The following is a 16,719-nucleotide window of genomic DNA, read 5'->3' on the forward strand; positions in this document are numbered from 1 at the left end:
GGTCGGCGGTGTGCTTGGCAGCGTCACCGGCGAGGGAGGATTGCTCGGCGGCATCTCCGGCGGCGGTCTGCTGGGCGGCGTCTCCGGCGAAGGAGGGCTGCTCGGCAGCATCACCGGCGAAGGCGGCCTGCTGGGTTGTGTCACCGGAGAGGGTGGACTGCAGGGAGGACTCAATGGTGGCGCCGGTCTACTGGGCGGCTTGCTAGGCCACTCGGGGGGCCTCCTGGGCGGCGTGCTGTGTGGCAATGCAGTAACCCCAACGGCTGCAGAAGCTGCAGTCGCAGAGCTGCAGCCGATTGCCTCAGCCATCAGCAGCCAGTCGAGCAGCGCTGGAGATGTTGCCGTCAACACGCTGAACTTGGCCCAGCAGCTGCAGCATCACCAACTGATCTGAAGCACAGCAGCCCCATGGCTGCATTAAAAACTCTGCCGGCACCTTCACAGGAAATGTGCCGGCAGAGGCCAAGGAGAACCTTATGTATAAAAAACACCAGCTCTATGCCACTTTGCTGCTGACATCTGTTTTGGCGGCCTGCAGCACCTCATTTGGCAGCAGCTCAAAACATATAGAACACCACTATGCCTTTGGCCGCCCTGCCACCAGCATCGCCAGTGTGGCGCCAGTGGAAGTAAAACCACAGCGCGGTCAAAGCGGGCCGGAGAATGTGGCCCATATTGTTTACTTCGACTTTGACTCATACACCGTTCGTCCTGTCGACAGGGGGATTGTCGAAAGCCATGCGCAATGGTTGCGCAGCCATCCCGGACAATCGCTCATGCTCCAAGGGCATACCGATGTCCGCGGGGGCAGCGAGTACAACCTGGCACTGGGCCAGAAGCGCGCGGAATCCGTGCGCAAGAGCCTGCAGATCCTGGGGGTCGACTCTTCAAAGGTCGAAGCTGTGAGCTATGGCAAGGAAAGGCTGGCAGATCCTGGAACAAGCGAAGCTGCACACCAGCGCAATCGACGCGTGGAGTTCGAGTACCGCTGAAGCAAAAGCTCTTGCCATCTGCATACGGCCAGATCGCCATGGCAGAACCGATCTTCGAGTTGCGAGCCCACAGCAGTGCGACGGCTCCGAGCAACAAAAAGATCGGTCCCTGCTCCAGCGATACCGAGATTGCGCTGTCTCAGCAGCTGTGCCGGTGTCGTCGATATCTGGAGCAGCATCTTGTGCTCTTGCCAGAGCCATATCCTGGCTGCATCCTGTTTTTCACCGTGGCTGCACAGGGGCAGCAGGCTTGCGTTTTCTATGTCCGCGCAGCTACTCTGGAAGCTGCATGGAGAGAAGGCGCAACAAGAGTTCGCCAGTGGGCTTGGGCGCGCAAACAAAGCAAGGTGGAACTTCGGGTTGACTGGGTCCTGAATATCGCCTCACTGCCAAATTCAGATTTCCTCAGACTCCCTCCGGACCCCACCCAAAACTGGGCATTGGCAGATACAGAGCTGGAGCATGCTCGACTTGTGTTGCAGCAACTCTCCAATGAGGCCAATGAAACGCTGTCCGGGTTCCAAGACAAGTCATCCCCAGAGTCGCTCACGAAATCCAGCGCTCTTCTACTGGGCCTGCAAGGTGTCTTCATAGGAGGCAAAGAAGCAGCAACTGCTGTTCCTCGGATGCATCCCCTGTTTGAAGGTGTCCAGCAATCCCCGATATTGCCAGAGGCCCTTCTACGCTCCACGAGCAGATTGCTGCTCAGCCACCAGCGCCCAGATGGGGATTGGCCGTGCAACCGGTGTCTTGCGGATCACCTGGGACTGACATACACGCTGCTGCTCATACAACGCTACACAAAGCAGGCAGACTTGAGCACCGCCATCCACCGCGCTTTCAAGCACCTTGAAGAAAAGCTGCAATACCTGCCACATGACCATGAACACTTGTCCCTGGCCATGCTGGTGATGGTCCGCCATGCCCATCAACTACATTTCGCGGAAACAGTGAAAGCCGAGGGAGAGAAAGACAGCTTGCATGCCTCCATGGAAAGAGTGGCATCAAGCTTGCTCCCCTTCGCTGACTCTTCCCGGCCTGACGAGAGAGCCTGGTCCAGCCTGGCACTGAGCGCCTTCATGCGGTGCAATGCAGGCATAGGGTTTCGCACTGCTCCGGGAACCCTCTTTGGGTCTCCATTTCAACAAGACTTTTTCATAGAGCATTTTTGCCAGCAACATCAGGCCGGCCGTTTGTTGCATGTGCATTGGCTGCCAGCGGCCGTCATAGAAAGTGTTCTATTGGGTTTGGATTCCCCACCACGCTTCATCGGACCACCAAGCGACAGGTCGGGAAGCCTGCGAGAAATCCTCCAGGCCCTCAGCCATCGCATGGTTTTTCCGGAGCAAGCCATCTACCTTTCCCCGACCGCGCGTTCACAGGCCGCCTTTTTCCATGGAGGCGGCCACGATGAACTACTGGCCGACGCACGCACATCGGCCTATCTGCTCATGACAGCCCTTGCTGCACTGGAACTGCAACGCGCCCGGGCAAAGCCATCGAGAAGTTTTCCAGGGCCGGACGTCCAGGAGTTCTCACACAGGACAGATGAACGCGCTCTAGATCAAAGCATGGATCGTATGCATCGCTCGGCGATGATGGCTCCTTCTCATGCCTCGACGCAATCCGAATCCCCCGGAATTTCGCGAATTTACCAAACGAGCCCCCCTATGAGCTGGGACAGTTCCACCTTGGCCCACATCACGGGTGGCACCTGGTTCAACTTGCACCAGCAAGCGCTTCTTTGCTCAGGCCTGGATATCAACCGCCTGCACCATCTGCCCGGCTCAGCAGTGCTTGTACGGCGTGCAGGTATTTCCATTGGCATCCCCCCGGCTGCCTTGCAGACGCTGCAGGCTGCTGCATTGATCAGCAATCAGCCCCATGGCCTGTCGGGCTATGGCGTGCCAGTCCTCTATGTACCCCGTATCGACAAGGGCTTGCGCAGTTGGGCCCAAGCCTCGCGGCTCCGAATCAAGGCACCGGTCGTGGCAGCCACCGGATGCGCGGGAAAAACTTCCATCCTGAGCATGCTGCGCCACAGTTTGCAAGGCATGGAAGATCCACGTGCAGATGCGTTGCTGGCACAGGATGCCCCCATTCAAATGATTAACTGGAGCGAAGCAGCACCATGTGCATTGATTGAACTGCCTCTATCCACTTTGCTTGATGAGTTGCCCTGGATCCAGCCCGATATCGTCGTTATCTCCAATCTGGATTTCATAGAAAACCACAAACAAATAAATCTTACGAAAGAAAAAGATTTACTCCTACACAAAAAGAAACGAAATTATTTGATAGAAAAAATCATCAAATCGCTCAGGCAGGGCTCCACATTGGTTATCGATTCCAAGCTGGGAGCCCAGCCATGCATCGTTCAGGCTGCAGTTGATGCCGAAATTCGGCTTTCCACGTTTGGACGCGGTTCCGGCGCGCATATACGTGAACTGTCTTACCGCCAGGGGAGCTGGGAAATATCGACAGGCAAAGGTAATCTACAGCTCAGGCTGCAATCCGACGGACATCACATGGCACAGAACGCGCAAGCAGTTTTGGCCACTTTGCAAAGCCTCGGAAAAAATCTGGAAGGAGTGCAGGAGTTGCTGCAAGACTGGCAACCTTTGCAAGGTACGGGACAGCCTCAATTGCTATCCAATGGCGTACGGCTTCTGGACCACAGCCAAAGCAGTCATATCGTTTCCATGCAAGCAGCATTCACCCAGTTGCAAGCGCATGCTCCGCTCAGCGGCCACAGGGTGATCGCACTAGCAGGCATACAGGCTGTTGCAAATGATCTGGAATCTTCCCAGCTCCTGCTTGAACCATTGATCCGGTCAACCCAGGCAAAGCATGTACTGCTCTACGGTGAACCCCTGCGTCGACTGGCCTCTGCGCTGTATGACTTGCCACAGGTCTACTGGTATGACGATTTGAACCGCCTGGTTGACTTCCTGCTGAGAACAACTCGTGCTGGCGACACCGTCCTATTGGCCGGCCGTACCGCTACCAATCTTGCAATTGCAGCCGATGCTTTGCGAGAAAACGGGCAAGAAATAGCTTGAATATAGATCCAATTAAGTAATTAATTAATCATATTTCATAGAAACAAGCTATCAACATAGAAATATAACTTCAGGTTGCTGTGAGCATTAGTAAAAACACCAGTGCAGATATATCTAAATTTACCCCGACAGCAGTAATTTCTATCAACTCATGTGCATTGATAAATTTTTGAAAAAGTTAAAAAACTTGTGCTATCTCATAGATCGGCAAATATGTTGATACATTAGAGGAAACAAAAAGCTACTTTCCCATTAACGGAAATTAATACGGTTCGAGACAATGATTCGATATCTGCTTCCCCATCAGCTGGCATCAGCCACTGCAAATCCGGCGGCAGCAGAAGCAGCCCCCTCCTATTCCAACGCCATTGCAGATTCTTTCCGCAAGGCAACATTGCAACTACGCCAAGCTGCATGGTTATCACTGCCCATCAGCCTTTTGGGGCTGCTGCCCTCCATCTTTTTGTTACAAGTTTATAACCGTGTCATTGCACGCGGCGGCACGGCCACCCTGATTGCCATGGTTGCAGGCGTGTTGTGCTTTCTGAGCCTGGAATGGTGGCTGCGCCGCAAGCGTGCCCGGACACTGCGCGAAGCCGGCGCCATGCTTGATCGCGATGTATCGCAGGCACTGATGAATGCCATGCTCCGCCACCCGCTGGCCACGCTGGAGCAAAGGCCTTCCAGCCAGTGGCTGCAGCTGTTTCGGGATGTCAGTTCCATGCGCTCGGGCATGTCGGGGGGGCTCGCCACCTCCGTTCTCGACCTTCCCATGGCTTTGCTGGCCTTGATTGTCATCGGCATCATTGCCTGGCCCGTTCTTCCCGTGATCCTGGTTGCCATGGTCGTCCTGGGCGTGCTGGCTTGGTGGTGGGCGGATGAAGTACGCAGCGGACGCGTGGAGGAAGTAGCGCAGGCTCGTATGCTGGACCGCAGCACTGCCGAGATCTGCAACGCGCGAGGCACGCTCAAGGTTCTGGGCTACGACACCGCAGCCAAACAATCATGGCAAGCAGGCTACGACCAGTGGCTGGCCGAAAGCTTTCGCAAGAATGGCGAAATGGAAGATGCCCGGGAAACCAGCCATGTGCTGCTCACGCTTTTTTCCATTTCGGTCATCACAATGGGCGCCATCGCCATCAATGCGCAATGGATGAGCATAGGCAGCCTGATGGCCGTCAACCTGCTGTCGAGCAAGGCGCTGGGCCCCATTGCCCAGCTTGCGGGCAACTGGCGATCCATGGCGCGCGCCAACGAGGCCACCGAGCGCCTGCAGGCAGTTCTGGAAGAGCCCCTGGAAACAGCAGCACAGACCGTGGAGCTGCCACGTCCACGCGGACTGTTCCACCTCGATCAGGTCAGCTTTCAGTACCCTTCAGGCCATGCCTCGCTGGAACAGGTTTCACTGGAAATCGGCCCCGGTGGCCTGCATGCAATTGTGGGACGCAATGGCGCGGGCAAATCCACACTGGCCAAGCTGCTGGCCGGGCTTTACCAACCGACCCAGGGCCGTATTTTCATTGACGAATACGACATGGCCCAGTTTCCACGCAGCGACCTGGGCCGCTGGATTGGCTGCCTAGCCCAGCAGGTTTACTGGTTCAGTGGCCCCATCGTCGACTCCCTTCGGATGGTCAATCCCGAAGCCGACGACAACAAGATCATCACGGCATGCCATCTGTCCGGAGCCCATGGCTTCATCAGTCGCCTGCCCAACGGTTATCAGACGGTGCTGGGAGAAGGCGGTACCGGTCTCTCCGCAGGCGAGCTGCGCAAACTGGCCCTGGCCCAGCTCTTCCTGCGCAATCCTTCCGTCCTGATTCTTGACGAGCCCAGCAACGATCTCGATTTCGAAAGCGAGACCTCACTGCTGCAGACCTTGAAGCATATTTCGCTCAAGCACACCGTCATCGTAGTCACGCATTCCGTGCGTGTGGCTTCGCTGGCACAACACATCTACCACGTGCGAGGAGATGGCAGCGTGGAGCACGGTTCGCCCAAACAACTGCTCCCCGAGCTATTCGGTACACCTCGCGAGCCGGCGCCCTCACCTGCAGAAACAGGTGCCGGAACAACCGAACAGGACAACTCCCAGGTGCAGGAGCTCGCATCATGAGGGCCCGACGCGAAGACGATCTGCCCCTGGTGCTGCGCCAGTCCCGAACGGCTGAAGCCACCGATGTACAGCCCGCCGTACCGCAAGCTGAGGCGGATGGCACCCAGGCAGCCCGCAAACGCAAGCTGGTCGTGGGAGCCCTTGCCATCCTGGTGCTCGTAGGCCTTTTCTATCCCGTGGAAAACGTGGTGGTCGCCAGCGGCCAGGTCATTCCTTCCGATCGCGTGCAAACGGTACAGCACCTGGAAGGAGGTATCGTCACCGCAGTTCATGTCCGCGAAGGCCAGACCGTTACGCAGGGGCAGCCGTTGCTGGAGATCGACCTGGGCGGCAACAGTCTCAACCTTGAACAGTTGACAGCCCGCATGGCGACTGCCCAGGCGGTCAAGACGCGCCTGATGGCGGAGAGCCAGGGAAAACAGCTCAAGGCCAGCGACTTTCCGAAGGAGCTCGAGCCCAGGATCGTGCAGGCGGAAATGGGTGCTTTTGCCTCCCGCACACTGGAACATCAGGGCAGCATGGCATCCGCACAGGCCCAGCAACTGCAGGCACGCGGCGATGTTGCGCAGATCCAGGCCCGCATTCAGGGCCTGGAAACCAGCCTTCGTTTGCATCAGGAAGAAGCCGCCATCTCCAAGCAATTGGCTGCCGAGCAGCTCATTGGTCAGCTGGAAGTCATTGACAAGCAGCGCGCCCTCGAACAGGTGCGTACCGAGCTGGCGGCTGCACGCCAGACCCTGGTAAGCAACCGGGCGAAGGTCGAGCAGGCCGAAGCCAAGCTGCTGGAGACCCAGGGTGCGTTCCGCCGCAGAGCCTCCGAGGAACTGGCCCAGACCGAGCGCGAGCTGCTCAGCCTGTCGGAGGACCTTTCCCGTGCCCAGAGCCAGCGTACGCGTACCGCGGTGCTTGCCCCGACGGAAGGCGTGGTCAAGGGGCTGCGCAGCTCGGGTGCCGGCTGGGTGGTTAAGCCTGGCGAACCCATCATGGAGATCGTTCCCGACAAGGACGAAGTCATCGTCGAAGCCCGCCTGAGTCCCGCTGACCGCGGCTACGTGCGGCTTGGCCAGGCGACCAAGGTCAAGATCACAGCCTACGATTTCCTGCGCTACGGCTCCGTGCCGGGCCAGGTCACGCTGGTGGCACCGGACGCGGACCGGGATCCCAACCAGCCCGAATCCCTTTCCTATTTCCGTATCCAGGCCAGCTTGCAGCAGCCCTGGGTCGGCCGCACCGACAACCGCATCACGACCGGCATGCAGGCCGAGCTGGATCTGCTGCTGGGCCGTGAACCCTTCATCTGGTATCTGCTGCGGCCCGTGCTGCGCATCCAGAGCGAAGCCTTCAGGGAGCCATGATGATTGCACGCATCCTGCTCCCACTTTCTGCGGCGCCGGCCAAGCTGCGTCGGCTCGCCCCAGCGGCATGCCTGATTCCCATGCTGCAGGCCGTAACCCTCCCGGTGCTGGCCGAAGACATGGATACAGCTTCGCAAGCCATCGCAGTACAGGGAGCCGAGCCCGCCGCGGCCCTGCAGAAGCCGCCCAAGCTGCAGCTGGCTCATCAGCTCACGCCGGGTACATTGGCGGGCGACAGCGCCAACCGGCGATTGCTGGACGCGCTGCACACCATGCTCGACGAGCACCCTGACGTGCTCAAGGCCCGGGCAGCACTCGAATCCGCAGGCCACGATGTGCATACGGCACGTGGCGCGCGCTGGCCCACCTTCAAGGTCGGCACCTCTTCCGGCAATGCCCAGCTGCGCCAGAGTCGTGAGTCCTACAGCACCATCAATGCCGAGATGCGCATGAGCCTGCTCGACGGTGGAGCGATCGGCGCCGGCATACGTTCGGCGGAGTCTCAGGAAGCCGCCCAGACCAGCGTGCTGTACGGCACTCGCCAGAATGTGCTGCTCGATGCCCTGACAGCCTTGCTGGAGCTGCAGCGCTTCGGCCACAAGGCCAGCATTGCCGCAGAATCGGCCCGCATCATCGGACAGCTGGCCCGCCTTGAAGAACGCCGTGCAGAGCTGGGCGCCGTCGGCCGCAACGACCTGCGCCAGGCATCCTCGCGCCAAGCCAGCGCGCTGGCACAGCAGCATGCGCTCGAATCCCAGCGCCTTGATGCCATGGCGCGCTTCACGCGCTATTTCAATTTCACGCCGGAAAACGACTGGCTGCCCGACCTGCAGGTACCTGCGCAATGGATGCCAGCCAATGAGGGCAACGCACTGCAGGCCTCCGAAAGCAACAGCCCTGAGTTGCAGGAAATCGCGCAGCAGATCGAGCGCGCCCGTGCAGAGGTCGAACGCAGCAAGGCCCAGCGCTTCCCCACACTGGCTGCAGTCGTCGCCCATACGCGCGACCCCAAGGGAGTGCTCTATGTCGACGGCACGCGCTATGGGGTGGAGCTGAACTGGAATTTCGGCAACGGCTTCGAGCTGCGCGACCGTATCCTCAAGGCCATCAATGAGCTGCAGGCCCAGGAGGCTCAGCAGGAAGCCGTACGGCGCCAGGTACGCGAAGCCGCTTCCGCCGCCTGGGGCCGTTCGCAGGCTGGCCGCCAGCGTGAAGCGCAGCTGGCAGACGCCGTACGTGAAGCCCGGGCTGCCTTTGAAGGCCGCCGGCGCCTGCTTGAAGCCGGCCGCGGCAGCCTCTCCCAGGTACTGGATGCGCAACTGGACATGCAACGGCTCATGCTCGACGAAGCCGATGCGATCTATGACCAGCGCATCAACGAATTGCGCCTCGTCCGCACCACAGGGCAGTTGCTGCCCAGGCAGCTTCCAGAACATTGGCTGGATTCGCTGTTTGCCCAGCAGTCCAAGCCCGCTTCCGACAAGTCTGGCCCCAGCCCCACCGAGCCAGCGCCCTTGCGCCACGAACCGGACTCGATTGCCACGGCTCTGGCCACCGCCCCATTTGCTGCCAAGCCAGCTTCCCCTGTACTGACTGCACAGCGCCTGCAACTGCGCATGGAGCCGAGGCTCGACCCGCAACTGCTTGCGCTGCCACAGAACCAGCCTGTCACCACCGCCGCACGGTGGTGAAGCGCGCCTGTTTTTCCGCAGCGTCCGGTGTCAGCCCATCGCCGGCCACTGCCTTGTTCCATGGGCCTTGTTTGTGAATGGAGATCACACCATGACCAATTTCATCAAGAACTTCTGGAAGGACGAAGAAGGTGCTACGGCTATTGAGTATGGGCTGATTGCGGGGTTGATTGCTGTTGCCATCATCGCCACAGTGACCACATTGGGAGGACAGCTCGATAGCATTTTCCAGAGCATCTCTGACAAGTTGCCTAAAAAAGGCACAGGGGGCACAGGCGGCACAGGTACTGGCACCACAGGTTAAACCTCAGAGATGACTCCCCAGCTATACCAACACTTTCTGCTGTTATGGCTTATAGCTGCAGCAGCCATGGATCTGTGCACTCGCAAGGTACGCAACTGGATGGTGCTGCTGGGCCTGGCCTCGGGCGCGACAGCATTGTTCAGCGGCGTGCAGCCGTTCTGGGTAGAGCCCTGGGACGGACTGGCCGGCATGCTCGCGGCCTTTGCCGTGCTGCTGCCGTTCTATGCGCTGCGCTGGATGGGGGCCGGGGATGTGAAGTTTGCTGCCGTCATGGGCCTGTGGTTCGGCTTTTCGCCTTACCTGCTGCTCATCTGGATTGGCGGCAGCCTGCTGGCGGGCTTGCATGGCCTGGTGGTACTGGCCTGGCGCGGGCTGCAGCGCAGCAACTATGGGGCCCTGCTGCAGGCATGGCTGCCCGGACGGCTGGCTGTCGCCTTCGCCATGCCTGCGCCGCACTCCACCATGCCCGAAGGCAGACGCACCATACAGCGCAGCATTCCCTATGCAGGCTATATGGCACTGGCCGCCATCTGGGTGGTGATCCGCACCGGGCCGCAATCGGCCAGCTAGCCCGGCCGAGCATCCTCACGGGTGCTTTGCCATCACCGCCCCCGCCATGTGCGGTGATCGCAAAGCTTCTGTATCAACGCTTTCAGAACAACGACGCAGGGAGTACACGCCATGAACCTCACCAAGATTCTCGCCGGACTGCTGGTGGTCGTGGCAATCGGGCTGGCCATCATGGCATGGATGCTGGGCCGCCAGCCGCAGCGGCCTGTGGCAGCGGTACCCGCATCCTCCATCCCGCAGACGGAGTCCAGTAGCACAAGACAGGCGCCCTTACATGGTGCCGTGGTGGCGGCAAGGCCTGTGGCGGCCGGGCAGCGCCTGGAGGCCGAGGACCTCAAGACCGTGCAGCTGTCTGCGCCGATTGCCGATGGCATCCAGTCCGTCGATGCGGCGGTGGGCCGCACCACGCTCACGGCCATCGCGGCCGAAGCCCCGTTGCTGGAGCAGAACCTGGTCAGCGGCCTGTCTCTGCAGCTGGAAGCAGGCCAGCGCGCGGTCTCCATTGCCGTCAAGGAACCCATGGCTGCCGGCAACCATGTACGACCCGGTGATTTTGTCGATGTGTTTTTCACGCTCGACGGCAGGCAGGGTGCCGACAATGCCAGCGTGGATACGCAGACGCGCCTGCTGCTGGCACGCAGCCGCGTGCTGGCCTATGGCACGGCCAGTGTCGAAAACCCGCCACCGACGCTTGCGCAGCGCAGGCGAGCCCAACAGGAAGAAGAGTCCGGCAGCAACAGCGCCACTGGCAGCATGCGCCGAGGCAACAGCGGCGGCAATGGCGACCGAAGCCAGGCCCAGCCGGCCAATACCGCCGTGCTGGCCGTGCCGCTGGACGACGTGGAGCGCCTGACGCTGGCCGAGAAATACGGCCAGCTCACCCTGGCGCTGCGCCATCCCGATGACACCTCCATGCCCGATGCATCGCTGTTCGCGGCCTTGCCCACGGTGCTGCAGCCCGCGGCAGGGCGACTGCCCAAGGGAGAGCAGCTGCAAGGCGTCGATCGCTCTTTTGCAGGCCTGCGGTTCAAGGATCTGGCCACAGGCGCCGATGCCAGAAACACGCGCCGCCCGGCCCCGGTATTGAACGCAACGCGCACGCTCCAGGCTCAGCGCCAGCAGACCGTGGAATTCCATCAGGGCGCCGCCGTACAGACCGTGAGCTACTGAGAAGACCATGAAGCCGCATTGGATTGAAATCGAACTCAAACGCTTGCCTGCAAAGCGTCTACAGCTATCAATTGATGACTCAAAAGACCAACAAGCAGACAGCGCAGATCCACGCCGAAGCTGCATTGCCCCAGAGGGATAGAACATGACGACCGCACACACCTCGCCAACCACCTTCTTCAGCCTTGTGGCGGGTGCCGTTCTGCTGTGCGGCTCCATGCCGGCCATGGCACAGCCGGCAGCTGCGCCGCAGGCTGCCGTAGGCGCGCTTCCGGAAGCGGCAGAACCTGCGCTGCAGCTTTCGGTGGGCCGCCAGCATGTGCTGCAGCCCGGCATGGCGCTGGGCCGCATTGCCGTGGGTGATCCCAATGTGCTGGATGTCAAGGTCCTGCGCGCAGCATCGGCGGGCAGCACCCAGAATGCAGAACTGTTGCTGACCCCCAAAGCACCGGGCAGCACCACGCTGGCCATCTGGCCGCCCAAAGGTTTGCCCCAGCAGTGGCTGGTAAGGGTAGGCGGCCCCCGCCTGCTGCTGGAAAAGCGGCTCGCATCGTTAACCGAGCATGCCAGTGCTCTGGCCGAGCTGCGCCTGAACGGCCCGCAGCAGGCAGCGCTGATCGACCGTTCGCAAGTCGCCGTGCGCAGCAATACCGTCCAGGTCGACGTGCAGGTGGTGGAATTCAAGAAATCCGCCCTCAAACGTGCTGGCATCAACCTCGTCAGCGGCGGCCCCAACAGCCACGGCTTCAGTTTTGGCCTGTACACGCCGGGTACCAGCACCAGTTCGGGCTCTTCCGGTTCTTCAGGCTCTTCGGGCGGCGACAACGGCTCTCCGTCGGGCAATCCCACGGCGCTGTCCAGCGCCATGAATCTGGTGCTGGGCTTCGGCAAGGCCTTTGGCGGCCATGGACTGAGCGCCCAGCTGGGTTTTCTGGAGGGCAACGGCCTGGTTCGCGTGCTGGCCAAGCCCACGCTGGTGGCGCATACCGGCCAGAGCGCGAGCTTTCTGGCGGGTGGCGAAATACCGATTCCCGTGCCCAGCAGCGCCAGCAACAACATTTCCATCCGCTACAAGGAATTCGGTGTGAAGCTGCAGCTCACGCCCACGATTCTTTCGGACGACCGCATCGCGCTCAAGGTCGCTCCGGAAGCCAGCGACCTGGACTACACCAGCGGCGTGACGATTTCAGGCGTTTCCGTGCCCGCCCTGGTCACCCGGCGCGCCGACACCATGGTGGAGCTGGCCGATGGCGAGAGCTTTGTCATCGGCGGCCTGGTCAGCCGCGCCACCTCCTCCAGCGTCAACAAGGTGCCGCTGCTGGGCGATCTGCCCATCCTGGGCACGTTCTTCAAGAATCTCAGCTACTCCCAGGACGAAAAAGAGCTGGTCATCATCGTCACGCCACGTCTGGTGCAACCGCTTCCGCCCAATACCAATCTGGAAGCCCTGCTGCCCGGCAACCGTTCGGAACAGCCTGATGCGGGGCAGGTATGGGGTCCGTACCTGGCAGGCGGCGTACAGACCGGTGCGGCACTGCCCGGCTTTTCGTACTGATATGCATAGCTTCCCACGCCAGCTCATGAGTACCCAGCCTTTCACGCCGGAACCGTCTACCAGTCCAGCCGCGGACAGCTCGGCAGACCGGCCCTCCTCTCTTTCGCTGACGTCGCCTGCGACGCTGGAGGCATTGCTGTCGCTGCGGCCCCACGCACCCAATTCCGCCAGCGCAGCAGCGGCAGCGGCAGCGGCAGATGCCAGGGTCCCGAGTTCCCTGGATAACGCACAGCCCCCTGCAGGCCCGGCTCTTGCGGATTCCTTGGATTCCCAGGAGGTCATTGCCAACATACACCTGCTGTTTGTTGCGGCCGGCACACCGGACAGTGCCATGGCCCAGGCCTGGCTGCAGCGCATGCAAAGCGGCGCTCAGCTGCACACCACAGGCTTTCAGAACAATGTGCCCGAACAGGCGCTGCAGCTCATGCCCCAGGCAGTGCTGGTGGAGTTCGATCCCGGCTCTTCAGAGACTGCGGCCCAGCTCGTGGCACAGCTGCGCACGGCATCTCCCCACCTGCCCTGCCTGGCCGTGGGCCGCACCCGGCATCCGCAATCCATGCTTGCGGCGCTGCGAGCCGGCGTGCAGGATTTCCTGGATGTGGATGGCAGCCTGCAGGCGGCCCAGCAGACGCTGCGCGAGCTGATACAGCGCCATCCGCCCATCTCCAGCCAGGGCCCCGCCGCGCCATTGACGGCCATCATCGCGGCGCGCGCGGGCCTGGGCAGCAGTCTGCTGGCCTCGCATCTGGCCTGGTATCTGCAGCAGCAGCTGTGCAACGCGGCGCGCGGCAAACCGGACAGCGCGAACAGCAGCGATGGCCTGGACAATCTGCTGATCGACCTGGGCAACCCCAACGGCGATTGCTCGCTGTATCTGAACACTCTGGGCGAATTCGACTTTCTCGAGGCGGTGGGCAATCTGCGCCGTTTCGACCGGCGCCTGGCCTCATCGGGCCTCACCCGCCACGAAAGCGGCCTGCGCCTGCTGCCCTTGCCGCGCCAGGCTGCCTTGCTGCGCGACGTGTCGTACTCCGATGCCGATGCCCTGGTGCAACGCCTGCGGCAGTATTTCCGCCATGTGGTCGCCGATCTGGGCGCGGTGTCCCATACCCAGCTGGCCATGCGCGTAGTCAGGCGGGCAAGCGAGGTCTGGGTGGTCTGCGAACAGAGCGTGGCCAGCGTCGTTTCAACGACCGAGATGCTCAAGCGCCTGGAAGAGATGCAGATAGAACGCGAACGGATGAGGCTCATCGTCAACCGCCATGACAGCCAGCTCGAGCTGGATGCCCGGCAGATTGCGCGACAGCTGCAGCTTCCTTTGCTCGCCGTCATCCCGGAGCACCGGCGCGAACTGGCCCAGGCCGTGAACCAGGGGAAGCTGCTGGGCATGCAGCAGCGGCGCGATCCCTATGTACAGGCCGTGGACAGGCTGGTGACAGGCCTGCTGGCGCAATACCACCCCGGCATCGCAGCCGGGCAGCGCAAGACCTCCGGCCTGGCGCCCCTGGACTCCTTCGCCGGCAAGGCGCATGCCAGCGCCCTGGGCCGCATCATCCAACGCATCAGAAGAAGCTGAACGCACCATGACCACCACGGTTTACGCCCCTACGACGCAAGCTCCGGCCAGCGACTTCGAGCACACGCCTTTGTTTGCCGATCTGAAGCACCGTACGCACGAGCATCTGCTCAGCCGCATCGAGGAACTCGGCGCCGAATTCGGCCGTTGGTCGCAGGCCGCGATCGCACAGTTCGTGCTGATGGAGCTGGACAGCTACATACGCCTGCACTCCGTGCCGGTGAACGAGCAGGAAGCACTGCTGGTCGCCCATGCACTGACACGCGAGCTCACCGGCCTGGGGCCGCTGCAGCCGCTGCTGGAGGATCCGCGTGTCGAAGACATCCTGATCAACGGGCACAGCAATGTGTATGTCTCGCGCGGCGGCATACTGCAGCGTGAGAACCTGCACTTCAAGGATGACGAGCATGTGCTGCGCATCGTGCGCCGCATCCTGGCGCCGCTGGGCCGACGCCTGGACGAATCCAGCCCCATGGTGGACGCCCGCTTGCCCGACGGCGGGCGCATCAACGTCATCATCGAGCCGCTGTCCATCGACGGTCCCTCGGTGTCCATACGCAAGTTCCGCAAGGATCCCCTGACGCCGGCAGAACTCGTGCAGCTGGGCACTTTCAATTCCGATATCTGCCGGATTCTGGAAATGGCCGTGCAGGCGCGCTGCAACATCCTGGTCAGCGGAGGCACCAGCTCGGGAAAGACCTCGCTGCTCAATGCGCTGGCCAGCTTCATACCCGGCAGCGAGCGCATCGTCACCATCGAGGACACGGCCGAGCTGTCGCTCAACCACAACCATGTGGTGCGCCTGGAAAGCCGCCCCGGCGGCTTCGACGGCACAGGCCATGTCAGCATCCGCGACCTGCTGCGCAACAGCCTGCGCATGCGCCCCGACCGCATCATCGTGGGCGAAGTGCGCAGCGGTGAAGTGCTGGATCTGCTGCAGGCCATGAACACCGGCCACGATGGTTCCATGGGCACCATCCATGCCAGCTCGCCGCGCGAATGCCTGTACCGGGCCGAGATGCTGGCCGGCTTTGCCGGCTTTCAGGGCAGCGAGGTCAGCCTGCGCCGCCAGATTGCCAACGCCGTGGATTTCATCGTGCAGATCGGGCGCCTGTCCAACGGCCGTCGTCGCCTGCTGTCGCTGACCGAAGTGACGGGCATGACCGACAACATGATCTCCATGCAGGAACTGTACCGCTACGAACCCCAGGTCACCGCAGACGGCCAGGAAATCGACCACTGGATTTCGCTGGGCATTTCCCCGCATTCGCCCAAGCTGCTGAGCTGGTGGCGCATGCAGCAGGCAGGCCAGGGAGGCGTGCGATGACAGACATGGCCCCCGCAACGCTGATCCTGGGTGCAATGGCCTGCCTGCTGCTGGCCGTTGCCCTGTGGATGTTTGCGCGCGCACATCGCAAGGAGCAGGCCAGATCCGTGCAGAGCCATCTGCAGCGCAGTCTGGACATTCTCCCAAGCCAGACGGCCATCGGCGGCATGCAGTCCATGCCGGGAGTGCAGCAGGCCGCATCGGCATCTGCGGTTTCGTCCTCCACGCCGCATGGCACCTGGAGCAGGCTGCACTCCCTGTTGCAGCGCCACCTGGGTATCGATGCCTGGGGTATCGCGCCGCGCATGCTGGCCCTGCTTGCGGCAGGCGGCCTGCTGCTGGCTGTGCTCGCCGCCTTGCAAGGCGGCGCGCTGCTGGGACTGCTGGCCCTGGCTGCCTACGGCCTGCTGTGCGGCTTCGGCATCTGGCGCCGGCTGAGCAAGCGCCGTGAAAAGCTGCTGCAGCAACTGCCCGGCTTTCTGGACAACATGGTGCGCCTGATCACCATTGGCAACTCGCCGCATGCGGCTTTCCAGATGGCGGTGAACAATGTTCCTGCGCCGCTTGGCGATGCGCTGCAGCAGGCTGCTGCCAGCCTGAGTGCCCTGCCCGACCTGGGGCAGGCCATGGGACAGCTGGAACGCAACTGGCGCCTGCCGGAGTTCGGACTGCTGGCGGCCGTGTTCCGCATGAGCGTGCGCTATGGCGGACGCGCCGATCTGGTGCTGGAGCGCGTGTCGGCCTATATCCGGGATCGCCAGTCGGCGGAGCGCGAACTGCATGCGCTGTCGGCAGAAATCCGCCTGTCGGCCTGGGTGCTGGCACTGCTGCCCATCGTGGTGGGCACCCTGATCATGGTGCTCAACCAGGGCTACTTCATGCGCATGTGGCAGGACGCCAGCGGCCGGAAGATGGTTCTGGCAGCAGCGGCACTGGAAGCCCTGGGCGCGTTCCTTCTCTACCGTCTGGCGAGGCTCAAATGACAGCCCGGCAAGCAAAAG

Annotated in this window: 13 protein-coding genes; all 13 read left to right on the forward strand. The window is 61.7% G+C overall.

Features of this window, described 5'->3' with window-relative positions:
- Positions 1–394, forward strand: a 394-nt coding sequence (locus Cte04_RS21845) for a hypothetical protein (RefSeq protein ID WP_176573169.1), incomplete at its 5' end; no start/stop codon positions are given.
- Positions 395–476: 82 nt separating this feature from the next.
- Positions 477–992 (forward strand): OmpA family protein, encoded by a 516-nt coding sequence (locus Cte04_RS20280; RefSeq protein WP_066483562.1) that lies wholly within the window; start codon positions 477–479, stop codon positions 990–992.
- 38 nt (positions 993–1,030) lie between these two features.
- Positions 1,031–4,054 carry a UDP-N-acetylmuramoyl-tripeptide--D-alanyl-D-alanine ligase gene (locus tag Cte04_RS20285; protein WP_157082207.1) on the forward strand — a complete coding sequence of 1,008 codons (3,024 nt, stop codon included), beginning with the start codon at positions 1,031–1,033 and terminating at the stop codon, positions 4,052–4,054.
- A gap of 280 nt (positions 4,055–4,334) precedes the next feature.
- On the forward strand, positions 4,335–6,170 hold the full coding sequence (locus tag Cte04_RS20290) for a peptidase domain-containing ABC transporter (protein WP_066483440.1): 1,836 nt from the start codon (positions 4,335–4,337) through the stop codon (positions 6,168–6,170).
- On the forward strand, positions 6,167–7,525 hold the full coding sequence (locus Cte04_RS20295; protein ID WP_066483444.1) for an HlyD family type I secretion periplasmic adaptor subunit: 1,359 nt from the start codon (positions 6,167–6,169) through the stop codon (positions 7,523–7,525). Before Cte04_RS20290 ends, Cte04_RS20295 begins: the two co-directional genes overlap by 4 nt.
- Entirely contained in the window at positions 7,525–9,216 is a 1,692-nt protein-coding gene (locus tag Cte04_RS20300; protein ID WP_066483566.1) for a TolC family protein, read from the forward strand. Before Cte04_RS20295 ends, Cte04_RS20300 begins: the two co-directional genes overlap by 1 nt.
- Before the next feature lie 91 nt (positions 9,217–9,307).
- Entirely contained in the window at positions 9,308–9,520 is a 213-nt protein-coding gene (locus Cte04_RS20305; protein WP_066483446.1) for a Flp family type IVb pilin, read from the forward strand.
- 9 nt (positions 9,521–9,529) lie between these two features.
- Complete coding sequence (locus Cte04_RS20310) at positions 9,530–10,090, forward strand: A24 family peptidase (protein ID WP_083526778.1); 561 nt, start codon at positions 9,530–9,532, stop codon at positions 10,088–10,090.
- A 111-nt stretch (positions 10,091–10,201) separates the two neighbouring features.
- The gene (gene cpaB / locus Cte04_RS20315; RefSeq protein WP_066483456.1) at positions 10,202–11,260 is read left to right on the forward strand and encodes a Flp pilus assembly protein CpaB; all 1,059 of its coding nucleotides are present in this window, start codon (positions 10,202–10,204) and stop codon (positions 11,258–11,260) included.
- Between the two features lie 145 nt (positions 11,261–11,405).
- Positions 11,406–12,815, forward strand: coding sequence for a type II and III secretion system protein family protein (locus Cte04_RS20320; RefSeq protein WP_066483467.1), 1,410 nt, complete (start codon positions 11,406–11,408; stop codon positions 12,813–12,815).
- A gap of 262 nt (positions 12,816–13,077) precedes the next feature.
- Positions 13,078–14,391, forward strand: coding sequence for a CpaE/TadZ family protein (locus Cte04_RS20325; protein WP_066483472.1), 1,314 nt, complete (start codon positions 13,078–13,080; stop codon positions 14,389–14,391).
- Between the two features lie 7 nt (positions 14,392–14,398).
- Entirely contained in the window at positions 14,399–15,718 is a 1,320-nt protein-coding gene (locus tag Cte04_RS20330) for a TadA family conjugal transfer-associated ATPase (protein WP_066483477.1), read from the forward strand.
- Entirely contained in the window at positions 15,715–16,701 is a 987-nt protein-coding gene (locus Cte04_RS20335) for a type II secretion system F family protein (RefSeq protein WP_066483482.1), read from the forward strand. Before Cte04_RS20330 ends, Cte04_RS20335 begins: the two co-directional genes overlap by 4 nt.
- Positions 16,702–16,719 lie beyond the last annotated feature (18 nt).

This window comes from Comamonas terrae (assembly GCF_001544075.1).
Lineage (GTDB): Bacteria > Pseudomonadota > Gammaproteobacteria > Burkholderiales > Burkholderiaceae_C > Comamonas > Comamonas terrae.